This is a genomic window from Vibrio sp. bablab_jr001 (assembly GCF_016464285.1).
Classification (GTDB): domain Bacteria; phylum Pseudomonadota; class Gammaproteobacteria; order Enterobacterales; family Vibrionaceae; genus Vibrio; species Vibrio fluvialis.
This window is the reverse complement of record NZ_JACDWZ010000113.1, coordinates 31,359-55,098: the sequence shown is the minus strand read 5'-3', so window position 1 is coordinate 55,098 and position 23,740 is coordinate 31,359. Positions and strand designations below refer to the sequence as shown.

19 protein-coding genes are annotated in these 23,740 nt (G+C 51.3%); 5 read left to right on the top strand and 14 right to left on the bottom strand.

Annotation, left to right across the window (positions count from 1 at the left end; genetic code table 11):
• Nucleotides 1–4: 4 nt before the first annotated feature.
• Entirely contained in the window at nucleotides 5–1,522 is a 1,518-nt protein-coding gene (locus tag JIG40_RS21930) for an inorganic triphosphatase (RefSeq protein WP_020332184.1), read from the bottom strand.
• Between the two features lie 205 nt (nucleotides 1,523–1,727).
• Between JIG40_RS21930 and JIG40_RS21925 the strand changes: the two genes are divergently transcribed.
• The 3 genes from JIG40_RS21925 to JIG40_RS21915 all read left to right on the top strand — a co-directional run bounded on the left by JIG40_RS21925 (nucleotide 1,728) and on the right by JIG40_RS21915 (nucleotide 4,592).
• Nucleotides 1,728–2,408 (top strand): TIGR00153 family protein, encoded by a 681-nt coding sequence (locus JIG40_RS21925; protein ID WP_020332183.1) that lies wholly within the window; start codon nucleotides 1,728–1,730, stop codon nucleotides 2,406–2,408.
• Nucleotides 2,409–2,556: 148 nt separating this feature from the next.
• On the top strand, nucleotides 2,557–3,816 hold the full coding sequence (locus JIG40_RS21920; protein WP_020332182.1) for an inorganic phosphate transporter: 1,260 nt from the start codon (nucleotides 2,557–2,559) through the stop codon (nucleotides 3,814–3,816).
• A gap of 167 nt (nucleotides 3,817–3,983) precedes the next feature.
• Nucleotides 3,984–4,592 carry a TIGR04211 family SH3 domain-containing protein gene (locus JIG40_RS21915; protein ID WP_020432350.1) on the top strand — a complete coding sequence of 203 codons (609 nt, stop codon included), beginning with the start codon at nucleotides 3,984–3,986 and terminating at the stop codon, nucleotides 4,590–4,592.
• Between the two features lie 43 nt (nucleotides 4,593–4,635).
• Here the strand turns inward: JIG40_RS21915 and JIG40_RS21910 are convergent, their stop codons facing one another.
• Both JIG40_RS21910 and JIG40_RS21905 read right to left on the bottom strand, forming a co-directional pair.
• The gene (locus JIG40_RS21910; RefSeq protein WP_199466093.1) at nucleotides 4,636–5,460 is read right to left on the bottom strand and encodes a general secretion pathway protein GspB; all 825 of its coding nucleotides are present in this window, start codon (nucleotides 5,458–5,460) and stop codon (nucleotides 4,636–4,638) included.
• Nucleotides 5,460–7,052 carry an ExeA family protein gene (locus JIG40_RS21905; RefSeq protein WP_199466092.1) on the bottom strand — a complete coding sequence of 531 codons (1,593 nt, stop codon included), beginning with the start codon at nucleotides 7,050–7,052 and terminating at the stop codon, nucleotides 5,460–5,462. The genes JIG40_RS21910 and JIG40_RS21905 overlap by 1 nt, the downstream gene beginning before the upstream one ends.
• 89 nt (nucleotides 7,053–7,141) lie before the next feature.
• On the opposite strand from JIG40_RS21905, the gene JIG40_RS21900 reads away from it, so the two are divergent.
• Complete coding sequence (locus tag JIG40_RS21900; protein WP_199466091.1) at nucleotides 7,142–8,356, top strand: multifunctional CCA addition/repair protein; 1,215 nt, start codon at nucleotides 7,142–7,144, stop codon at nucleotides 8,354–8,356.
• Nucleotides 8,357–8,456: 100 nt separating this feature from the next.
• Here JIG40_RS21900 and eno read toward each other — a convergent pair whose 3' ends face one another.
• The 5 genes from eno to rlmD all read right to left on the bottom strand — a co-directional run bounded on the left by eno (nucleotide 8,457) and on the right by rlmD (nucleotide 16,168).
• Nucleotides 8,457–9,758 (bottom strand): phosphopyruvate hydratase, encoded by a 1,302-nt coding sequence (eno, locus tag JIG40_RS21895; protein WP_020332173.1) that lies wholly within the window; start codon nucleotides 9,756–9,758, stop codon nucleotides 8,457–8,459.
• A gap of 77 nt (nucleotides 9,759–9,835) precedes the next feature.
• Nucleotides 9,836–11,473 carry a CTP synthase gene (locus JIG40_RS21890; protein WP_199466090.1) on the bottom strand — a complete coding sequence of 546 codons (1,638 nt, stop codon included), beginning with the start codon at nucleotides 11,471–11,473 and terminating at the stop codon, nucleotides 9,836–9,838.
• 205 nt (nucleotides 11,474–11,678) lie between these two features.
• Nucleotides 11,679–12,476 carry a nucleoside triphosphate pyrophosphohydrolase gene (gene mazG, locus JIG40_RS21885; RefSeq protein WP_158151723.1) on the bottom strand — a complete coding sequence of 266 codons (798 nt, stop codon included), beginning with the start codon at nucleotides 12,474–12,476 and terminating at the stop codon, nucleotides 11,679–11,681.
• Between the two features lie 79 nt (nucleotides 12,477–12,555).
• Complete coding sequence (gene relA / locus JIG40_RS21880; protein ID WP_024373468.1) at nucleotides 12,556–14,781, bottom strand: GTP diphosphokinase; 2,226 nt, start codon at nucleotides 14,779–14,781, stop codon at nucleotides 12,556–12,558.
• 64 nt (nucleotides 14,782–14,845) lie between these two features.
• Complete coding sequence (rlmD, locus tag JIG40_RS21875; RefSeq protein WP_199466089.1) at nucleotides 14,846–16,168, bottom strand: 23S rRNA (uracil(1939)-C(5))-methyltransferase RlmD; 1,323 nt, start codon at nucleotides 16,166–16,168, stop codon at nucleotides 14,846–14,848.
• A gap of 173 nt (nucleotides 16,169–16,341) precedes the next feature.
• On the opposite strand from rlmD, the gene barA reads away from it, so the two are divergent.
• Nucleotides 16,342–19,143 carry a two-component sensor histidine kinase BarA gene (gene barA / locus JIG40_RS21870; protein WP_199466088.1) on the top strand — a complete coding sequence of 934 codons (2,802 nt, stop codon included), beginning with the start codon at nucleotides 16,342–16,344 and terminating at the stop codon, nucleotides 19,141–19,143.
• Between the two features lie 67 nt (nucleotides 19,144–19,210).
• On the opposite strand, the gene acpS is transcribed toward barA, so the two are convergent.
• From acpS to lepB, 6 genes are all read right to left on the bottom strand, one after another.
• On the bottom strand, nucleotides 19,211–19,588 hold the full coding sequence (gene acpS / locus JIG40_RS21865; protein ID WP_199466087.1) for a holo-ACP synthase: 378 nt from the start codon (nucleotides 19,586–19,588) through the stop codon (nucleotides 19,211–19,213).
• A 5-nt stretch (nucleotides 19,589–19,593) separates the two neighbouring features.
• Entirely contained in the window at nucleotides 19,594–20,325 is a 732-nt protein-coding gene (gene pdxJ / locus JIG40_RS21860) for a pyridoxine 5'-phosphate synthase (protein WP_020332165.1), read from the bottom strand.
• Entirely contained in the window at nucleotides 20,322–21,047 is a 726-nt protein-coding gene (recO, locus tag JIG40_RS21855; RefSeq protein WP_158147120.1) for a DNA repair protein RecO, read from the bottom strand. Before recO ends, pdxJ begins: the two co-directional genes overlap by 4 nt.
• 77 nt (nucleotides 21,048–21,124) lie before the next feature.
• Entirely contained in the window at nucleotides 21,125–22,090 is a 966-nt protein-coding gene (gene era / locus JIG40_RS21850; RefSeq protein ID WP_032081247.1) for a GTPase Era, read from the bottom strand.
• Nucleotides 22,083–22,760 (bottom strand): ribonuclease III, encoded by a 678-nt coding sequence (gene rnc / locus JIG40_RS21845; protein ID WP_020332162.1) that lies wholly within the window; start codon nucleotides 22,758–22,760, stop codon nucleotides 22,083–22,085. The genes era and rnc overlap by 8 nt, the downstream gene beginning before the upstream one ends.
• A gap of 35 nt (nucleotides 22,761–22,795) precedes the next feature.
• On the bottom strand, nucleotides 22,796–23,692 hold the full coding sequence (gene lepB / locus JIG40_RS21840; protein ID WP_199466086.1) for a signal peptidase I: 897 nt from the start codon (nucleotides 23,690–23,692) through the stop codon (nucleotides 22,796–22,798).
• Nucleotides 23,693–23,740 lie beyond the last annotated feature (48 nt).

Sequence of the window (23,740 nt, the reverse complement as noted above, 5' to 3'; positions counted from 1 at the left end):
CAGATTATTCTCGCCAGTAAGGCGGCGTTTCAATCCCGATGATACGGGTCTGTTCCATCGCGTGCAGAATTGAGTTTTCCTGACGAATCAACCAGCGCTTTAACTGCTCCTGCTCTTCGCCTTGCAAACACTCGACCATGGCTTCAACGGGTTTTAGCGTCAGCAAATCATCAATACCATGCAACAGATCGGCCCACGGCATACGGAATGCCTGACGCTCTTCCGCATCGTACAGGCTCGCAAAGCTGATACCAGTATAAAGGCTGCGCATCAGGCGGTACTGTTGGTCAATGTATTCCTGACTGGTGAGCTGACGCTCCGGTGGAAACACTTCCAATAGCTCCGTCCACGTGCGTTCAAGTTGCTTAACGGAGAAATGATGGATATTCAGCGCCATCTTCTCACGCGCTTTTTCATCCAGGAACGGCTGCCAGCCTCGGGTCAGAATCCAGCGGCTTAAATCGAGCAACAGGCCGGTATAACGAGCCGAGTTGAGTAGCTTCAGGATTTCATCACGTTGTGGCAAATCATCCTGCAGCTGTTTCAGCTCGCTGATCAGAAACTTGCGCGCATCCAGCTTACGCAGTGCATAACCTTTGTCTTCCAGCAACTCGCTTAAGTAATCGTACTGTTTGAGCCAGGTCAGTTCACCTTCGAGCCATTTCAGCTCCTGGCGCAGAATCGCACTGGCACGACGTGGCACCACACCGCCATACACTGCCAGCACCTGACGAATAAAACTGATGGCATGACTGATTTCATGCAGCGCAGGGATAGAATCGCGTTCGGTGTAAATTTGCTCGTGGTAATGCCAATGTGACAAGGCATGTTCCAGCGAGTTAATAAAGCAGGATTCAACGCTGTCGTGTTTTTGGGTGTTAACCAGCGCCAAAGGCTTCACTTCATCGCCCAGATAGTCCGCAGCAAGGCGATAACCGCGCGCCGCTTTGCTCAGGTTACCCAGTCGCATTCCGCCCTGCTCACACAGCTGACGGGCAAGGGTAAACAGCGCATCGGTCTGACCGGATTTCAGTTCCAGTTCCACTTCACAGATCGGGTCTTCACGGTCGCCCGCGATGACAAGTCCCTGGTCGAACGCCACTTCAACCTGGCTGCCATCTGGCATGCCAATCAGCCATTGCTCACGGTTAAAATTGGTAGAGAACAGAGCAACCAGCTCAGATTGCAGCGTCGCGATATCACGCTCTGCAGGCCAGATGTCTGCCGGATGGAGAGATAAATCCGGATCATTGCAATTGTGTTCTGCGTTGTACTCTGGCCTTTGGTGTAGCCCTGCGACTACCCGGCCTGCTGTTTTCACAGTCTGTACATAAACGTCATCAAAACGGCGGATACGAAGTCCAATATCATGTTGTCGTAACCAGTTATCGGGAGAGTCAAAATATGTGTTCCCTAACTCACGACAACTATGCTGAAGTACTTTGGTTTCAGAAATTTTTTTCAGTAAAACCTCTGAAAATTCAGGAGAAACAAAAAACTTCAGTTCTATCTCGGTTTCCATAGTTATACCTTTCGAAGCAGATAGCGACAGGATATTGCCTAATAGGCACCGGGGCAAGAAAGAAATATCGCCCGATTGATGATCTAAAACAGTTTAAATGCGCCAGTGAATGGGTTAACATGCGCGCCTTTATAGCCAACGCTCAACATTTCACCATACAATGGTGTATGTTCTTTTTAGGTTATAGCTATTAGGTTGAATGACCATGCCAGTAAATACAATCATGGGGTTATTTGCAAAGTCCCCTATTAAGCCTTTGCAACGACACGTTGTGTGTGTGAATGAATGTTGTTCCCACCTGGTTAACTTCTTTGAAGTGTGTGCCAAAGGTGATTGGGAAAAAGCAGCAGAAATTCGCGCGCAGATCTCTCATCTTGAGAAAGAAGCGGATGTATTAAAGCGTGAAATTCGTCTTAAACTTCCTCGCGGTCTGTTTTTGCCAGTTGATCGTACCGACATGCTGGAGCTTCTCACTCAACAAGATAAACTTGCCAACCTTGCGAAAGACATCGCAGGCCGTGTTTACGGTCGTCAACTCGTTATTCCTGAGCCTCTTCAAGAAAACTTCCTTGCCTACGTAAAGCGTTGCCTAGATGCAGCCAACCAAGCGCAGAAAGTCATCAATGAGCTCGATGAGTTATTGGAAACTGGATTTAAAGGCCGTGAAGTAACGCTTGTGGCTGAAATGATCCATCAACTGGATGTGATTGAAGATGACACCGATGCCATGCAGATTCGCCTGCGCCAACAACTGATGGCGATTGAATCTACCATGAACCCTATCGATGTGATGTTCTTGTACAAAATTTTTGAGTGGATTGGTGGCATTGCCGACCAGGCTCAGCGCGTTGGCGCTCGTCTGGAAGTCATGTTGTCTCGTTCATAAATCATAAAGTTAACCAAATAACTAAGAGCACAATTTCGAAAGACCACAGTTTAGGCGTTGAATATGTTACCTCGCTGATGGTCTTTACTCGTGTCAAAAAACCACGATTCGAATGCGCTCCGCTTGTTATAAACAACTAGGTATTACGATGGATATCCTTGCGAACTACGGCACTATCCTGATTATTGTTGCTGCGCTCTTCGGCTTTCTCATGGCAATTGGTATTGGCGCGAACGACGTGGCCAATGCAATGGGCACCTCCGTAGGGTCAAAAGCACTAACCGTGAAACAAGCGATCATCATCGCGATGATTTTTGAATTTGCGGGCGCCTATCTGGCGGGCGGTGAAGTAACCGAAACAATCCGTAACGGTGTTATCGAAACATCTCTTTTTGCCAATCAACCAGATGTTCTGGTTTACGGCATGATGTCAGCACTGCTGGCAGCCGGCACCTGGCTTCTGCTGGCCTCCTACATGGGCTGGCCTGTCTCAACAACCCACTCTATTATTGGTGCTATCATCGGTTTTGCCTGTGTTTCCGTGGGTACAGAAGCGGTGGACTGGAGCTCAGTTCAGGGCATCGTAGGCAGTTGGATCGTCACTCCAGTGATTTCCGGCGTCTTCGCCTACATCATCTTCGTCAGCGCGCAGCGTCTGATTTTTGATACCGAAGATCCTCTTATTAACGCCAAGCGATTTGTTCCGGTGTACATGTTCATCACCACCATGGTGATCGCTCTGGTAACCATCAAAAAAGGTCTGAAACACGTAGGCCTGCACCTGACCAGCTCAGAAGCTTGGATCTGTGCAGCAATTGTTTCTGCAATCGTGATGGTAGGTGGTTACATCTATATTCAGAAGAAATTCGCGAACCGCGATGAAGACCACAGCTTTGCTGGTGTGGAAAGCATCTTCAGCATTCTGATGGTTATCACAGCGTGTGCAATGGCATTTGCTCACGGCTCAAACGACGTCGCAAACGCGATCGGCCCTCTGTCTGCCGTGGTATCAACCGTTGAAAACCTGGGTGAAATCGCAGCGAAGAGCTCTATCGCTTGGTGGATTCTGCCACTGGGTGGTTTCGGTATCGTCGTGGGTCTGGCAACGATGGGCCACAAAGTTATGGCAACGGTCGGTACCGGTATCACCGAACTGACTCCGAGCCGTGGTTTTGCCGCGCAGCTGGCAACAGCATCGACGGTAGTACTGGCATCAGGTACTGGTCTGCCAATCTCGACCACTCAGACTCTGGTCGGTGCGGTACTGGGCGTAGGTTTTGCTCGTGGTATTGCAGCACTGAACCTTGGCGTAGTTCGTAACATCGTGGCTTCATGGATTGTTACCCTGCCTGCAGGTGCGCTGCTGGCCGTGGTGTTCTATTATGCAATTCAAGGCATTTTCGCCTAAGTAGCCACGTCAGTACTGTGTAAGCGCTTTGTCATTATTGACTCAAACGCACAGAAAGGGAGGCTTTGCCTCCCTTCTTTGTTGCACCGCATGTGGAAAGTTCTTACTATTTGGCAATCAAACACTATGGCTTTTCATGCCAAACTCGTCATAACAAGGGATTAACCGTGAAAAAACTGATCTGCATGGTGCTTTTCTCCATGTTGGCTGCACCAACGTTTGCACAAGACCGCTATATCGCGGACAAATTGTTTACTTACATGCACTCAGGTCCAAGCAATCAATATCGCATTATCGGCAGTATTGATGCGGGTGAGAAAGTGAAACTTATCAACACGAATAAAGACACGGACTACACCCAAATCGTCGACGAACGTGGCCGTACCGGCTGGGTAGAAAGTCGATTTGTGACTCGCGATGTGAGCATGGCCGTGCGCCTGCCTCAACTGGAAAAAGAGCTGGCGGATGTGAAAAGCAAGCTGGCCAATGCACGTCAAAGCGCGGACAGCGAAAAAGCAGGCTTAGTGGACTCTCTGGAAGTACGCAACAAACAGATTGCCGAACTGGAAAAGAATTACAGCGACATCAGCAAGCAGCTGACTGCTTCACAAAGCGAAGTACGTGAACTGCGTGCCAAGCTGGACACACAAAAAGAAGATCTGCTGCTGAAGTACTTCATGTACGGCGGCGGTGTTGCCGGTGGTGGCCTGCTGTTAGGCTTAGTACTGCCGCACATTATCCCTCGCCGTAAACGCAACCCTGCTGGCTGGGCATAATCCTGATTGAAGAAAAACGGTCACTCAATAGTGACCGTTTTTTTTATCCCCGCCAATCATACAGTGCCGGTATTTCTATCTGCTTATTGCGAAAACGCACAATCGTACTTTGTGGCTTAATCGCCACCAGCTGCACATTATCAAAAATGTTGTCGCCTTCGTGATATTCCACGCCGTTGACTTTAATCCAGCGCTTGACCGCATTACTGGCGTAGACATGCGTCTGAAAGTTCATCGCCGGCAGCGCGCCACTAAACTCATCACTGTGTTGTAACAGCGGCACGGCCTGAGATGCCTGCGAATCTGTCTGATTGCGTTGTTCGCTATCATCCGCTTTGAGAATCGATTCGACTCTGGCGGCCATTTCTGGAGACAACTGACTGAGATCCAGCTCGCTCAGTGCCATCTGGCTCTGTTTATCCACCTGAGTTTGCGGTTTCGATGGAGACGTTGCCGTCACGACATTAGCAGCAGACCTCACAGGTTGAGCCGATGCTGCAACAGGCTCCTCTTCCGGCTCTGCAACCGACACCTCGGCGAACTCATTGAACACGGGGACATCCACATCCGTGCGGATCAGCGGGCCGAAGTTGGGGTAATCCAATTGTTCAAACGGTGCCGCCACCTGATTGATCGCAGGCGACGCAGTGGCCTGCTCAGCAATCGCGAGCTGCTGACGCTGGAATCCCTGATAACCGATGACTGCCGCCGTGGCCAAGCCCGGCAGCGTGAGCCATAACGCGTGATACCAGCGAAAACCTGCTGACTGAGCACTAGCCTGCGCGCTGTGTGGGGTAGGCATCACATGCCCGGTGTATTGCTGATGACTGAGTTCAGAACGTTGCAACGCTTTCATCACCTGCGACATCACTGCACCTCCGTCAGGCGTGGTCCGCTCTGCTGAGTCAGCAAATCTAACTGGCGCAGTGTCTGGCGTCCGGCAATGCCGTCCACCTGCATATTCTGCCAACGTTGGAATACTTCCACCTTACGTTTAACCTCTTTGTCATACACCGTGACATGGCGTTCAGGTTCGCCCAACAAGCGAGACAGTTTGTTATCCAGCAGCGTGATATCTTCACCGCGCATGCCGGCACGCAGGGTCTGATAGAACGATGGTTGCCATACTACCCGATACTCCCCCTGCCACAGAGGTTCAATCCACTCGCGGCCGATACGTACCCGTTTATCGTTGATCAGCAGTTCTACCTCATCACCTTGCAGATGATAGAGCACCGCATAGGTTCTCAACCCTCGCAGGTTGAGGGTTAACGTCACCGGCAGGTTCAGCTTTTTCAGATCCTGCCAGCTCCCCATATTTTGCTCGCACTCCAATTGTGATGACGCAGAGCGCTGACAGAAGCTTTCAATCACCGAGGCATCATAACCCCACACCGCATACAGCGCCTTCATCGCCTGCTCACGGTCGGTCGCACCTTTGAGCTGGTCTTCCACTGTCGTCGGGAACACCGTCTGCTCCGCGGCTTCCACAGGCGCAGGCAATGGCCACTGTTGCTGAATTTGTTGATTGAGATAAGGTGGCAACCAATATGCGATGGCCGCTGCCGAACCAATCCCGATGAGCGCAGACATCACTCCGACAAGCGGAAAACGTCGAGACCTTTCCTGCACCTGAGGCTGATACACCGTGGACTGAAAACTCATGATTTGTGTGCATGCCTGCTTCACTCGTTCAAGGCTGATGGCACGTTCTCCGGCCTGATACGCCCCTTTCAGCGCGGCATCACACGCCAGATTGATCAAACGTGGAATTCCATGCGTCTGCTGCGCAATCCATTTGGCACTGCGAGCCGAAAACAGATTACCGTCGCCCCCGGCCTGTTGCAGACGAAAACGAATGTAGTGCGCGGTTTCGCTGACATCGAGCGGTAGCAAGTGGTAGCGTCCGGTGATTCGCTGTGCCAGCTGTCGCAATTGCGGCAATTGCAGTTTGTACTGCAGCTCGGGTTGGCCAATCAAGAGCACTTTAAGCAGCTTGCGGCTTTCTGTTTCCAGATTGGTTAATAAACGCAGTTGCTCCAGCACATCCGGCGCCAGATGCTGGGCTTCATCAATCACCAGCAACACCTGAATTCCGTTGGCGTACTCATTGAGCAGAAACTGGTACAAAACCTGACTCAGCTGCTTGAGCGTCGCCTGCTGCGGGTATTTGATGGCGAACTCATCACAGATAGCTTCCAGCAGCTCACGCTCTGAAAAGGTCGGGTTGAGAATGAAACCCGCACGGGTATGTGGCGGAAGTCCGGACAGAATCGCCTTGGCGACCGTGGTTTTTCCGGTGCCCACTTCGCCAGTCAGCATCGCAAAACCACCGCCATCGCCCAGTCCGGCCTGAAGATGAGCCATCGCTTCTTTATGTCGTTGACTTAAATATAAATACCGAGAATTGGGCACAATCGAGAACGGATGTTCTATCAGGCCGAAAAATTCTGGATACATGCTCTCGTCTCTTTGAATGTTGTTAGGCGCAAAGTATCATTGTGACTATGATTATCCAACGCCATAAACGTAAATATTGAGGTTCGGTGGTGCAAATTTATCTCGTTGGCGGCGCAGTTCGCGATCAATTGCTTCAGCTTCCAGTATATGACAAAGATTGGGTGGTCGTTGGCAGCAGTCCGGAAGAGATGCTCAACGCTGGCTTTCAGGCCGTGGGCAAAGACTTTCCGGTGTTTCTGCATCCTAAGACCCGTGAAGAGCACGCTTTAGCTCGTACCGAGCGTAAAACAGGTTCCGGCTATACTGGCTTTGCCTGCCACTTCGCGCCAGATGTCACGCTGGAAGAGGATCTGCTGCGCCGCGATCTCACCATCAACGCCATGGCACAAACCAAAGACGGAACGCTGATCGACCCCTACGGAGGTCAGCGCGATTTGCAAGATCGCGTGCTGCGTCATGTCTCGGAAGCGTTTGTCGAAGACCCTCTGCGCGTACTGCGCGTCGCGCGCTTTGCCGCCAAACTCACGCATCTCGGCTTTTCTGTCGCCGAAGAGACGCTGGCGCTGATGCAACACATCAGCGCATCGGGTGAACTGCAACATCTGACGCCGGAGCGCGTCTGGCAGGAGTGGCAAAAATCGCTGTCGACGCGAAGCCCGCATATTTTTCTGCAAGTCCTGCGTGACTGCGGTGCATTGAAGATCGTACTGCCGGAACTCGACCGCTTGTTTGGCGTACCTCAGCCTGAGAAATGGCATCCGGAAATCGATACGGGCGTACACACGCTGATGGTGGCCGAACAAGCAGCGCTGCTGTCGGAATCACTCACTGTACGCTTTGCCGCGCAGGTGCACGATCTCGGCAAGGGCGTAACGCCTGAATCAGAGTGGCCGAGCCACAAGCTGCATTGTCATACCGGATTGAAGCTCATTGAGGCGCTGTGCGCACGCGTCAAAGTACCGAATGAGTTTCGCGACTTAGCCTTGGCGGTTTGCGCGCAACATTCCAATGTTCATCGCGCCGCCGAGCTCAAACCGGCAACCAAGCTGAAAGTGCTAAATCTACTGGATGTATGGCGTAAACCGCAGCGACTCGATGAAGTACTGCTGTGCTGCGAAGCGGACCATCGTGGACGTTTAGGCTTAGAACAGAACCCCTATCCACAACGGGATAGTTTTCTGCGCGCCTACAGTGCTGCGGTCAAAGTGGATGTTCAGCAGGTGATCGCCGCAGGTTTTAGTGGCAAACAGATTCGCGACGAACTGGATAAACGCCGGGTCCATGCCATTCAGAATGCGGGATGAAGCATTTGCGCTGGATGAATAATCAATATTGATAAACGTTTGAAAACAAAAAGCCCTGCAATGCAGGGCTTCTTTTTAAGCGTCAACGCTAAGCTTTAAATTAAGCTTGGCCTTTCACTTCTTTCAGACCGTTGAAAGGTGCACGTTCGCCCAGTGCTTCTTCGATACGGATCAGTTGGTTGTACTTAGCAACGCGGTCAGAACGGCTCATAGAACCCGTTTTGATTTGGCCTGCTGCAGTACCTACCGCTAGGTCAGCGATAGTTGCGTCTTCAGTTTCGCCTGAACGGTGAGAGATTACTGCAGTGTAACCTGCATCTTTAGCCATCTTGATTGCAGCTAGAGTCTCAGTCAGAGAACCGATTTGGTTGAACTTGATCAGGATAGAGTTAGCGATGCCTTTCTCGATACCTTCAGCAAGGATCTTAGTGTTAGTTACGAACAGATCGTCACCAACAAGTTGGATCTTGTTGCCAAGAAGTTGAGTTTGGTGTGCGAAACCAGTCCAGTCAGATTCGTCCAGACCGTCTTCGATAGAAACGATTGGGAATTTCTCAACTAGCTCTGCCAGGTAGTGGTTGAACTCTTCAGAAGTGAAAGTTTTACCTTCGCCTTTCATGTTGTAGATGCCAGCGTCTTTGTCGAAGAACTCAGATGCAGCACAGTCCATAGCAAGAGTTACGTCTTTACCCAGAACGTAACCAGCAGCAGCTACCGCTTCTGCGATTACTTCTAGTGCTTCTGCGTTAGATTTCAGGTTAGGAGCGAAACCACCTTCGTCACCAACTGCAGTGTTGTAACCTTTCGCTTTCAGAACTTTAGCCAGGTTGTGGAACACTTCAGAACCGATACGTACCGCTTCTTTCAGAGTTTTCGCGCCAACTGGTTGAATCATGAATTCTTGGATATCAACGTTGTTGTCTGCGTGCTCACCACCGTTGATGATGTTCATCATAGGCAGAGGCATAGAGAATTGACCAGCAGTGCCGTTCAGTTCAGCGATGTGCTCGTACAGAGGCATGCCTTTAGAAGCTGCTGCTGCTTTAGCGTTCGCTAGAGAAACCGCTAGGATTGCGTTCGCACCGAAGTTAGATTTGTTTTCAGTGCCATCTAGGTCGATCATGATCTGGTCAACAGTTGCTTGATCTTTCGCGTCTTTGCCAGCTAGAGCGTCAGCGATTGGACCGTTAACAGCTGCGATAGCTTTCAGAACGCCTTTACCTAGGAAACGAGATTTGTCGCCATCACGCAGCTCAAGAGCTTCACGAGAACCCGTTGATGCACCCGATGGTGCAGCAGCCATACCTACGAAACCGCCTTCTAGGTGAACTTCAGCTTCAACAGTTGGGTTACCACGTGAGTCGATGATTTCACGACCTAGAACTTTAACGATCTTAGACATTAATGTTTCCTCTCATTGAATTTAAATGTCAAAACTAAAAGGGTAGCCGCACAACACAAGCCGCTACCCATATCCTTTTACTTCAATTCGCCGCGCTGGAACTGACCCGCAGCTTTCACAAAGCCTTCAAACAATGGGTGACCATCGCGAGGCGTTGATGTGAATTCTGGGTGGAACTGAGCTGCTACAAACCATGGGTGAGCAGGGTTCTCAATCACTTCTACCAGTTTCTTATCAGCAGACAAACCAGACACTTTCAGACCCGCTTTTTCAATTTGCGGACGCAGGTTGTTGTTCACTTCGTAACGGTGACGGTGACGCTCATGAATCGTTGCGCTACCGTACATATCGTAAGCTTTAGAACCTTTCGCCAGGTGGCACAGTTGTGAACCCAGACGCATCGTACCACCCAGGTCTGACGTTTCAGTACGTTCTTCAACGTTACCTTCGCTGTCTACCCATTCTGTGATTAAGCCTACCACAGGGTATTTGGTGTCTTTGTTAAATTCTGTTGAATGCGCACCTTCCATACCCGCCACATTGCGCGCGTATTCGATCAGTGCGACCTGCATACCCAGACAGATACCCAGGTAAGGAATGTTGTTTTCACGTGCGTATTGCGCCGCACGAATCTTACCTTCGATACCACGATCGCCGAAGCCACCGGGTACCAGAATAGCGTCAAGACCTTCAAGGATTTCAACACCTTTAGTCTCAACATCTTGTGAATCAACGTACTTGATAGTCACGCTCAGACGATTTTTCAGACCCGCGTGTTTCAGCGCTTCGTTCACTGATTTGTAAGCATCTGGCAGTTCAATGTACTTACCAACCATACCGATAGTCACTTCACCGGTTGGGTTCGCTTCTTCATAGATAACCTGTTCCCATTCAGACAGATCAGCTTCAGGCGCATTGATGCCAAAACGTGCACAGACAAGATCATCCAGACCCTGAGAACGGATCAGTTGTGGAATCTTGTAGATAGAGTCTACGTCTTTCATTGAGATAACGGCTTTTTCAGGCACGTTACAGAACAGCGCAATCTTCTTACGCTCGTTCGCCGGGATCATACGATCGCTACGACAAACCAGGATGTCAGGCTGAATACCGATAGACAGCAGTTCTTTAACCGAGTGCTGAGTTGGCTTAGTTTTCACTTCGCCTGCCGCTGCCAGGTAAGGAACCAGCGTCAGGTGCATGAACATCGCGTTTTCGCGGCCAACTTCGATCGCCAGCTGACGGATCGCTTCCATGAATGGTAGTGACTCGATGTCACCCACAGTACCGCCCACTTCTACGATAGCGATATCATGGCCTTCAGAGCCAGCAATCACACGATCTTTGATCGCATTAGTAATATGAGGAATAACCTGAATGGTTGCACCCAGGTAGTCGCCACGGCGTTCTTTACGTAGAACGTCAGCGTAAACACGACCTGCGGTAAAGTTGTTGCGCTTGGTCATTTTGGTACGAATGAAACGCTCGTAGTGACCAAGGTCTAGGTCAGTTTCCGCGCCATCTTCCGTAACGAACACTTCACCGTGTTGAGTTGGGCTCATTGTGCCTGGGTCAACGTTGATGTAAGGGTCAAGCTTCATCATAGTCACTTTAAGACCACGAGCTTCTAGAATCGCTGCAAGGGATGCCGCTGCAATACCTTTACCTAGAGAGGATACAACCCCGCCAGTAACAAAAATATAATTTGTCGTCATGTTTAACCTGAAATTGGTTGAATGAGGGAAATGGATTTCTTCTGGACGGGACGAAACTATACCAGAACCCATTTATCGCCACAACGTGAAATCTATCACACTCAGTTTTTTATTTTTTGCTTCAAATCAAAGAGCATTAACGTGAAAAAGATCCGTCGTTATTATCTGAGTCAATTTTGACTCAACATAATTTGTCACATGGTGGTCATGCTTTTTCTTGCTGTTTGACCTTGTCCCACATCGCATCCAGCTCTTCAAGTGTGAAGGAATTTAAGGACTTACCCTGATTTCGCACTTGAGCTTCGACCCCGTGAAAACGGCGGGTAAACTTCTGATTGGCTTTCATCAGCGCCACTTCCGGGTCCTTGCCAAGATGGCGAACCAAATTCACGGTAGCAAACAGCAGATCACCCAGTTCTTCTTCCACTTTCTGTTGATCGACGTCGACGTGCAGCACTTCCGCCATCACTTCATCGATTTCTTCGTGCACTTTATCGACCACCGGCCCGAGCGTTTTCCAGTCGAAGCCATATTTAGCGCACTTCTTCTGAATCTTGTTGGCGCGAGATAATGCCGGAAGCGATTGTGGTATAGAGTCTAGGATACTTTGTTCGCTTTTGCCTGCCTCGGCTTTTTCTTTGGCTTTCTCCGCTTCCCAGTTGGCATTCAACGCCGCTTCGTCCTCGAAACTGGCCTCGCCAAACACATGCGGATGACGGCGGGTCAGCTTCTCATTCACCGACTCCACCACATCACGAAACTCAAACAGCCCCTGCTCTTTCGCCAGCTGGCTGTAGAAAATCACCTGAAACAGCAAATCGCCCAACTCTTCCTGCAGATTCGGCCAGTCTTGATTGTGAATCGCATCCACCACTTCATAAGTTTCTTCAATTGTGTGCGGCACAATGGTGTCGAAGGTTTGCAGTTTATCCCAAGGGCAGCCCGTTTGCGGATCTCGCAGGCTGGCCATGATGTTTTCAAGCTGTTCGATTGGATGACTCATATGACTTACTTCCTTAAAACAAAAAGGCGAGCAGCATCACCACTCGCCTTAGATTATTTGGCGCTGAACCTCGCAGAGGTTAGCCGAGACGTTTCACCAGCATGACATCTTTGATCTGTTCGATACGTTTAGATACGCGCTCCAACACTTCAACGCTGTTCACTTCCAGCTCGAAGTCCATGATGATGATCTGGCGCTTGTAGTCGCTGCGACTCTTCATGGTGCTAACTTTTACTTTCTCGTTACTCAGCAGCGTCGTGATGTCTTTCAGCAGACCAACACGTTCCATCGCTTCAACGCGCAGGGTCAGATGATAACTGCCGACAAAACCACTGCCCCACACGGTATCAATGATACGCTCTGGCGCGTGATGGCTCAGCTCTTCAAGCTGTTCACAGTCGCTGCGATGGACAGAAATCCCACGCCCCTGCGTGATGTAACCTTTGATTTCATCGCCCGGTATCGGCTGACAGCAGCGTGCCAGATGAGTCATCAGGTTATCGACACCTTCCACCACCACCGCATCTTTATGCGGACGATGGTGCGCGCTTGCGGATTTGTTCTCTCCGACCTGAAGTTTTTCAAGCACCAGCTTGTCTTCTTCTTCGGCGGTCGGCTTGTTCACCAATGCATTGATATGGTTAACAATTTGGTTGATACGCAGGTCACCACTGCCGACACCGACATACAGCTCATCTGCGGTATTGACGTTAAACCGCTTCAGCGCATACGCTTCGGCATCTTTCAGCGTGGCACCAATTTTCACCAGTTCGGCTTCAAGGATCTCACGCCCTGCTTCGAGGTTCTTCTCGCGGCTCTGCTTGCGGAACCAAGCGTTGATCTTGGCACGCGCACGCCCCGAGTGCACAAAGCCAAGCGACGGGTTCAGCCAGTCACGCGATGGGTTGGGCTCTTTGGCGGTGATGATTTCCACCTGATCGCCCATGTGCAGTTTGTGCGTAAACGGCACGATACGTCCCGCCACTTTCGCACCGATACAGCGATGGCCGACTTCAGAGTGAATGTGGTAAGCAAAATCCAGTGGTGTCGCACCCATCGGCAGATCGACCACATCACCGCGCGGCGTAAATGCGTATACGCGATCATCAAACACCTGACTGCGCAGTTCATCCAGCATTTCGCCAGAATCGGACATCTCTTCCTGCCAATCGAGCAGTTTACGCAGCCAAGTGATCTTTTCATCGTAACCACTGCGGCCGCTGCTGGCGCCTTCTTTGTACTTCCAGTGCGCCGCTACGCCAAGTTCCGATTCTTCATGCATCTGCTTGGTACGAATCTGGATTTCGATCGTTTTGCCTTCCGGACCCAGGATCACCGTATGAATCGACTGGTAGCCGTTCGGTTTCGGGTTGGCGACGTAATCATCAAACTCGCTGGGCAGATGTTTGTATTTGGTGTGCACCACGCCCAGCGCGGCATAACAATCTTGCAGTTTGTCGGCAATGATACGTACCGCGCGCACGTCGAACAGCTCGTCAAACGCGAGGTTTTTCTTCTGCATCTTGCGCCAGATGCTGTAGATGTGTTTCGGACGACCGCTCACTTCGGCGTTGATACTGCAGATTTTCATCTCGTTACGCAGATCATTGACGAAGTCGCGAATGTATTGCTCGCGCACGATACGGCGCTCAGACAGCTGCTTGGCGATCTGCTTGTAAGTGTCTGGCTGCTGATAGCGGAAGGCGTAATCTTCGATTTCCCACTTGAGCTGACCAATACCAAGACGGTTGGCCAGCGGCGCGTAGATATTGGCACACTCTTTCGCAGCCGAGCGACGGACGTCATCCGGCTGATCTTTCACTTCACGCAGATTACAGATACGTTCTGCCAGCTTGATGACCACGCAGCGGAAATCATCGACCATCGCGAGCAACATGCGGCGCACGTTATCGACCTGCGCCGAGGCTTCGCTGCCCTGCACGGTCACGTTGAGCTGACCAATCGCCGCCATCTCTTCGACGCCATGGATCAGCTTGATGATTTCTTTGCCGTAATCTTCTTCCAGCTCTTCGCGATCCACTAAGCCGCTGGTCGCGATCGGGAACAGCAACGCCGCCACCAGCGTCGGGCGGTCCATCGACAGCGTGATCAGGATTTCGATCATTTCACGACCGCGCCACAATAGTAGTGGCCCCTGAGCATTACCTTCCAGCAGATGTTCGCACTGGCGATACACCTCGGTCAGCCTCGCTGAGGTTTTCTGCTCCTGTTGCAAACTAGAAATCCATTTTTCTAGCTCAAACTGTTCGTCTGGATTTAAGTGTGCGCTACGTACCGCAACCATGGGATTATCCTAATTCTTATATTTTGTGGTATTCGACTCCCTTCCGCTCCCGGAAGTTCGGCGCTTACCGATATTTTACAAACAAAGCCATTGATTCCAGATGGCTGGTATGAGGGAACATATCAAGCATTCCCAATTTCACCAACTGGTATCCCTGACTCAGCAAGCTTTGACTGTCACGAGCAAGCGTAGCAGGATTACACGAGACGTAAACCACGCGTTTGGCACCCAATTCGGCCAATTGGTCAACGATACCTGCCGCTCCGGCTCTGGCCGGGTCGAGCAATACTTTATCAAATTTTTCGGCTGCCCACGCCTCACCTGTCATATCTTGTTCCAAATTAGCCTGATAAAACGAGACGTTATTGAGATTATTTAGTGCGGCGTTCGCTTTGGCGCGCTCAACCATGTCGTCAATGCCTTCCACGCCGACGACTTGTTTCGCGATTTTCGCCAGCGGCAGACTGAAGTTACCCAAACCACAGAACAAATCTAACACACGCTCGTCAGGTGAAACCTCCAACCACTCCAGAGCCTGGGCGACCATCGCCTGATTGACCTGCTGATTCACCTGAATAAAGTTGCTCGGCAGAAACGGAATCGTCACGCCCGCTTCACCATAGACGGCGCCTTCACCGCGTATTAGCTCCAGCTTATCGCTGCTTGGCATCAGATACAGAGTGAGGTCATGCAGAGCGACAAATGCCTCCAATGCGCTTTGGTCTTTGGCGGCCAGCGGCGTCAGATGACGCAGCACCAGTACGCGCGTGTTGTCGGCTTTGACCAGCTCGACATGCCCCAACTGCTCCGGGTGAGCAAAGCCGCCCAGCAGCGTGTTCAGCTCCAGCAACAATTCATTTAACTTAGGTTCCAGAACCGCACAGTCGGTGACAGTGACAATGCTTTTGCTTTGCTTACGGCGAAAACCGAACTGCAGTTGCTGCGTTTTTCTATCCCACATCAGGCTCAGACGTGCGCGGCGGCGATAACCTTTATCGCTCGCGATAACCGGCTCAGACAGCGCCAGTTGCTGACCGGCGAATTTCGTCATCAATTGGCTGAGCGCCTGCTGCTTGTGTTCGATTTGTGCCGCGTGCTCTAGGTGCTGTAAGTCGCAGCCACCACACTCAGCATAATACGGGCAAAAAGGCGTCACACGTTGCGCGCTCGGTTTCAGTACTTTAATCAGCTTGGCACGGGCAAACTTACTTTTGCTTTCGGTCAGTTGCATCAGTACATCTTCGCCGGGTAAGGCACCGTCAATGAACACCGGCTTACCTTCGTGGTAGGCGATACCCGCGCCCTGATGGTCGAGTTTCGTCACCGTGACGGACTGATGTTTCTGATTGATGGTGGTTTTCTTTTTCGGTTGGAAAAAACGTGCCATGCTCTGTGCCTAAATGTGATTTATATGATGGTTTTCGCCCCCGAATCACTATTCTGTCCGGGGAAGATTGTCGAAGTAACTGTACTTGAATTAAGCTAACCGCTTATTCGATACTCCGGCGAATCATTTTGTCGGTTATTTTCCCATATCCACACCACGATGTTTAGACAATAATGACCCGATATGGCTTACGTGCGCGCGTAATTACTCTGACTCTGGCTCCGACCCTGATTATCGGGCTGTTGCTCAGCGCCCTGTTTTCTTTCAACCGCTATCATGATCTGGAGACGCAAGTCCTCAATGCCGGCGCCAGTATCATTGAACCACTGGCGATTGCCAGTGAAGATGCGTTGAAAAATCAGAGCCGCGAATCGGTGCGCCGCATCATCAGTTACGCACACCGCAAGAATTCTAAATTTGTCCGCAGTATCGCGGTATTTGACGCGCGCCATGAGCTGTTCGTCACCTCCAACTTCCATCCCAATTTCGAAGCGCTGATGTATCCGAAGGACAAACCAATCCCGGTCCTCAGCAGCTCACAACTGGATGACAACACCCTGATCCTGCGCACACCAATCCTGGCTGAAAGCCGTTTGGTCGAAGATAACCTTAATGCGCAATCCACCCCAGTGCTGGGTTACATCGCCATTGAACTGGATCTCTCGTCACTGCGCCTGCAGCAATATCAGGAAATTTTCTCCGCCTGTCTGGTGCTGATCATGGGACTGCTGCTGTCCGGCGTATTTGCCTTCCGTCTGATGCACGACGTGACCCGCCCGATTACGCACATGAAAAATATGGTCGACCGCATTCGCCGCGGCCATCTTGATGTGCGTATCGAAGGCAAAATGCACGGCGAGCTCGATTCGCTGAAAAAAGGCATCAACGCAATGGCGGTCTCGCTGTCGGAATACCATGTAGAGATGCAGCACAGCATCGATCAGGCGACTTCGGATTTGCGCGAAACGCTGGAACAGTTGGAGATCCAGAACGTCGAGCTGGATATCGCGAAAAAACGGGCGCAGGAAGCAGCGCGGGTCAAATCGGAATTCCTGGCCAACATGTCGCACGAGCTGCGCACTCCGCTGAATGGTGTGATTGGCTTTACCCGTCAGATGCTGAAAACCCAGCTGACTAACAGTCAGGCCGATTACCTGCAAACGATTGAAAAGTCGGCCAACAACCTGCTAACCATCATCAACGACATTCTCGATTTCTCGAAACTGGAAGCAGGCAAACTGGCGCTGGAAAACATTCCGTTTGAGTTCCAGGAAACGCTGGAAGAAGTGGTCAACCTGCAAGCCACCAGTGCACATGAGAAAGGACTGGAAATTACACTCAAAGTGGATCCGAAGATCCCGGCCGGTCTGGTCGGCGACCCGCTGCGTATTCAACAGGTACTGACCAACCTGGTCGGTAACTCCATCAAGTTTACCGAGCGTGGCAACATCGACATCAGTGTCGAAATGCGCTCGCAGCGCGATGATGTGGTGGAGCTGCAATTTATGGTGCGTGATACCGGGATTGGTATTTCCGAGCGTCAGCAAGCGCAGTTGTTCCAGGCCTTCAGTCAGGCCGACGCCAGCATTTCACGTCGCTACGGCGGCACCGGTTTGGGCTTGGTTATTACCCAGAAACTGGTCAGCCAGATGGGCGGCGAAATCAGCCTCACCAGCCGCCTGCACCAGGGTTCCACCTTCTGGTTCACTCTGCGTCTGCACATTACCGAAATGCCAATGAGCGACTGGCTGGATCCGCAAGTGCTGAGCAACAAACAATTGCTGCTGGTTGAGCCGAACATGCAGGCGGCGTCGATAGTGCAGCAACTGCTGGTGCAAGCGGGCCTGACCGTGACGTATCGTTCAGCGATGCCAGAAGAATCGGATCATTTCGATTATGTGTTGCTGAATCTGGCGCCGAGCAAAGAAACCGATGTTGAACTGGTTGAGCAGTGGGTGCAGCGTGCGATTGGTATCACCTCGAATGTGATTGTCGGTACCCCGAGTACTGAACTGGCACTGGCCGACCTGCTGATGAAGCAGTATCCGGTGCAGTGTATTACCAAGCCGCTGTCGCGTAAGAAACTGCTGCAGACGCTGATCGCGCATCAACCTGCGGTGGTGGAAGCGCCGCCGCAGGAACTGCCCGTCAAGCAAGACAAGATGCCACTCACCGTAATGGCGGTCGATGACAACCCGGCTAACCTGAAACTGATCACTGCACTACTGCAAGAACGCGTGGATGCCGTAGTCTCCTGCACCAACGGTCAGGATGCGATTGAGCAAGCTCGCCAGCGTCACTTCGACATCGTTCTGATGGACATTCAGATGCCACACATGGACGGCGTGACGGCGTGTAAAGAGATTAAGCAACTGGAACTCAATCAGAATACGCCCGTGATTGCCGTCACCGCGCATGCGATGTCCGGCGAACGCGATCGCCTGCTTAAGGCAGGCATGGACGACTACCTGACCAAACCGATTGAAGAGCATATTCTGCAACAGGTACTGGTGCACTGGAGTCCGGAATCACTGCAGCATGATGTAAACAAGATAGAGTTGCCCGAGCCGATTGAGTTCGATGCCAACGCCATCAGCAGCGATGAGCCAGAACACAGCAACATCATCGTCGACTGGCAGGCAGCGCTCAAACAAGCGGCCAATAAGGAAGACTTGGCGCGTGAAATGCTCAGGATGCTGGTCGAGTCGATTCCGGAAGTGAATCAGGTAGTCGAAATGGCACTGGAAGATGATGAATACTTGATTGCCGATCTGCTCCATCACGTGCACAAACTGCACGGCAGTTGCTCCTACAGCGGCGTACCACGCTTGAAGAAAGTGTGTGCCACGCTGGAGCAAACGCTGCGTTCGGGCGCCAGCATCAGCGATGTCGAGCCAGAACTGTTTGAACTGCAGGATGAGATGGAAAAAGTCATCGCCACCGCCCAACCGTACTTAACCGAGCAGCACGAGTAGAGGGCTGCTACCGCAAACAAAAAAAGAGGTGCTCAGCACCTCTTTTTTATTGAGATATCGTTCTGCTTCACGCTTCGAGTATCACTGTCGCCACCGCATAGTGGCGCTCATCGGAAATGGTCAGATGCACCGACGCCACTTGGCTGCGCTGCGCCAATTCCGCCGCTTTGCCACTCAGGTTCAGCAAAGGTTTACCATTGTCATCGTTGCTGATGGCAAAGTCCTGAAAACTCACGCCATGCGCAATGCCTGTACCCAGCGCCTTGGACGCCGCTTCTTTGGCAGCAAAACGCTTAGCCAGATAACGACCTTGTTGTTTCAGGCCATCAAACTGCGTGAGTTCTTGCGGCGTCAGAATGCGCTCGGCAAAAGCACGGCCACTGCGGGCCAGGGCTTTTTCAATGCGCTCAATTTCCGCGATGTCTGTACCGAGTCCGACAATCATGCTGATTAACGACGCGCGTCTTCCATCACGGCTTTCATGTCCGCGACTGCTTTTGACAGACCATCAAATACCGCGCGACCAATAATCGAGTGGCCGATATTCAGTTCGTAGATTTCTGGAATCGCTGCAATCGCCGCGACGTTGTGGTACGTCAGGCCGTGACCTGCGTTGACAGTGATGCCTTGATCGGCCGCGTAGCTTGCTGCTGCGGCGATTTTCTTCAGTTCGTTCTGCTGTTCCACTTCGCACTCAGCATCGGCGTAGTGACCAGTGTGCAGCTCGATGAACGGTGCGCCACACGCTTTTGCCGCGTCAATCTGTTCACGGTCTGCATCGATGAACAGTGACACTTTGATGCCCGCAGCAGTCAGTTTTTGCGTTGCCGCTTTGACTTTTTCCAGCTGGCCAATTACGTCCAGGCCACCTTCAGTGGTCAGCTCTTCACGTTTTTCCGGCACCAGGCACACAAATTCCGGTTGCGTTTGCAGCGCGATCTCCACCATTTCATCCGTCACCGCCATTTCCAGGTTCATACGGGTCTGAATCGTTTCACGCAGAATGCGTACGTCACGGTCCAGGATATGGCGACGGTCTTCTCGCAGGTGAATGGTGATACCATCCGCACCCGCACGCTCTGCGATTTCCGCCGCATGCACTGGATCCGGATATTTGGTGCCGCGTGCATTACGCAAAGTGGCGACATGATCGATATTCACACCTAAAAGAATTGAGCTCATTTTCCTATACTCCGTGCTCTGGGTTGCGTTGCTTGCCGGAACAATTCCCGGCTTTTTAAAGGTTTACCGCCAAGATACGGCTTTAAGGCAATACGTGTAAAGCGTTTTGCCGCCTGCAGCTGCTCTTTGGTGGTGAAGCGGCGTTCACTGATAGCGATCAGTTCATTGCCAATAAATGTCAGGTTATCGCGCCGCACCGACGCAATAAAGCCTTTTTGTTCGCGATAACGGTAAGTCATGTCCGGATCGATCGGCTCCCCCGTTCCCGCGCAGTGAAGAAAATCAACGCCGTACCCCATTGAAGAGAGCAGAGCCAGTTCAAAACGGCGCAGCGGCGGCTCCGGATTATCGCACTGAGCCAGTTCGGTCAGCGCAAACAGATAGTCATGAAACAGCCCCGGCGATGGTACTTCCGGTGCAAGCACGCGTCCAACCAGTTCGTTGACGTACATCGCCGAATAGAGATGGATACCCGACAGCGGCAGCCCGAGACTGATCGCTTCTGCCTGACGCAGCGTTTTCATCGAACTGTTACCCGACCATTTGAGCAACAGAGGCGTGAACGGCTGCAATGCACCTTTGAGATTGGAGCGCTTACTGCGCGCACCTTTGGCAAGCAGCGTCAGTCGTCCGTACTCTTCGCTGAACACATCCAGAATCAGGCTGGTTTCGCTGTACGGACGCCGATGGAGCACAAAGCAGCGTTGTAGGCCGTCTGACATATTGAGGAAATCCGTTCTCGCAGTGGGCAAGGCGTCAATAAAACACTGGCCCCGTAACGGAGCCAGTGCAGGATAAATTACAGGTCGTCGATATAACCCAGTGAGCGCAGCGCACGTTCGTCGTCCGCCCAGCCCGATTTCACTTTCACCCAGGTTTCCAGATACACCTTGCGGCCAAACAGCTCTTCCATATCGAGACGTGCTTGGGTACCGATGGTTTTGATCTTCTCACCTTTGTTACCAATCACCATTTTCTTCTGACCGATACGCTCAACCAGAATCAGGGCGTTGATATGGAAACCGTCGGTTTCCGGGTTGTAGTCAAAGCGTTCAATCTCAACGGTCACCGAGTATGGCAGTTCTTCACCGGTGAAGCGCATCAGCTTTTCACGAATGATTTCTGATGCCATAAAGCGTTGAGAGCGGTCAGTGACGTACTCTTCCGGAAAATGGTGCACCGCTTTTGGCAGATGATCACGCACATGCTTGCGCAGCACGTCAACGTTCTTGCCGAGTTTGGCGGAAATTGGCACCACATCGACAAAGCCCATCTTGTTCGACAGCTCCATCATGTGCAGCATGACGTCGTTGCGGTCTTTCACGTTGTCGACTTTATTGACACACAGCACCACCGGGAAGTTGGCATTCTTCAGCTTGTTCAGCACCATCTCATCATCGGCGGTCCAGTGCGTGCCTTCCACCACAAAAAACACCAGATTCACGTCGCTGAGCGAGCTGCTCGCCGCACGGTTCATCAGGCGGTTGATGGCGCGTTTTTCTTCAATGTGCAGTCCCGGTGTATCGACGTAAATCGCCTGATAATCACCATCGGTGTCCACGCCCATGATGCGGTGACGCGTGGTTTGTGGTTTGCGCGACGTGATCGAAATCTTCTGGCCGAGAATGTTATTCAGCAGCGTCGATTTACCTACGTTCGGACGACCGACGATCGCCACGAAACCACAGTGTTGATTGTCTGGTGAAGATGAACTTTCACCACTGGATGCAAAATATGCATCGATATCGAATTCTTGATCAGACATTTGTCAATTGCTCTAGTGCCGTTTCTGCAGCCGCTTGTTCTGCCTTGCGGCGGCTCGTACCTTTACCAATTACAGGCTCTCCGATGCCTGCAATTTCACACGCTACAGTGAATTCCTGATTGTGTGCCTCACCTTTAATATTAGTCACAGTGTAGACAGGCAGCGGCTTTCTTCTGCCCTGAAGGAATTCCTGCAGACGAGTTTTCGGGTCTTTTTGCGAAACGCCCGGCTTAATCGCTTCCAGACGAGACTGATACCAGCTCAGCACAATAGTGCGCACCATTTCGATATCGCTATCGAGATAGATGGCACCGATAATCGCTTCTACTGCATCGGCCAGAATTGAATCACGACGGAAACCGCCACTCTTCAACTCGCCTGGACCTAATTTTAAGTAATCTCCTAGGTCGAATTCACGGCCCAGTTCTGCAAGCGTATTACCACGCACCAAAGTTGCACGCATGCGACTCATGTCGCCTTCGTTTACCTTCGGGAAACGACGATAAAGATCATCTGCAATGACAAAACTTAAAATTGAATCGCCCAGAAACTCAAGACGTTCATTGTGTTTACCATTGGCGCTGCGGTGTGTCAGCGCCAAAGAGATAAGCTCAGCATTATTGAATTGATAGCCGAGCTTAGTTTCTAGTCTACTAATTGGAGAATTCATACTCTCTCGATGTGTTGCGATCAGCTGCCGCTGACCTAGTTAATGCCACCGATGCGGTTGAAACGCACACCAGTTGGAATCCAAGCCGGCAGCACGCTGTCTGGCGTACGATCAAACTCAAAGCTGATCCAAATCGCCACGGCTTTACCGACTAAGTTAGCTTCTGGAACAAAGCCCCAAAAACGGCTGTCAGCACTGTTGTCACGGTTATCACCCATCACAAAATAGTGCCCTTGCGGAACCACCCATTCGTTCACACCACGGCGCGGCTGATATTCAGAGACATCGTCAATGCGCAGCGGGTTAATAAGAATGTTGTGTTTCACTTGTCCCAGCTGCTCATCAAGTTGAATCAGCGGGATATTATTCTGAATGAACGGACTCTCCACCACGTTGGAAAGCTTCACTTGTTTGCATTGCGATTCGCCTTTTGGCTGAATACACACTTCTTTGGTACTGCTGTAGCGTACCGTGTCGCCCGGCATGCCGACCACACGTTTGATGTAATCCACATTAAGGTTTTTCGGGTATTTGAATACCACGATATCGCCGCGTTGTGGTTTGCCCGTTTCGACCAATTGTGTCCGCCACACCGGATCTTTCAGACCGTATGCGTATTTTTCGACCAGAATAAAATCACCCACCAGCAGAGTTGGCATCATCGAACCGGACGGGATCTGGAACGGTTCAAACACAAACGAACGCAGCACCAGAACAAACGCAATCACAGGGAAAATCGACACCGAATTTTCCACCCACCACGGTTGTGGATGGATTTTCGCCGTCAAAGAGGCATCAATACCGTGGTTTTCACTTTGTAGTTGCGCCATTTTTGCCTGACGCTTCTTCGCCCACACCCATTTTTCCAGTGCCCAAATGACACCAGTCACGAGTGTGATGATGACCAGAATGAGTGAAAATGTATTAGCCATTGACTTCCCTTATCTAAAAATACGAAAGTGAAAGAGCCGAGACCCTTT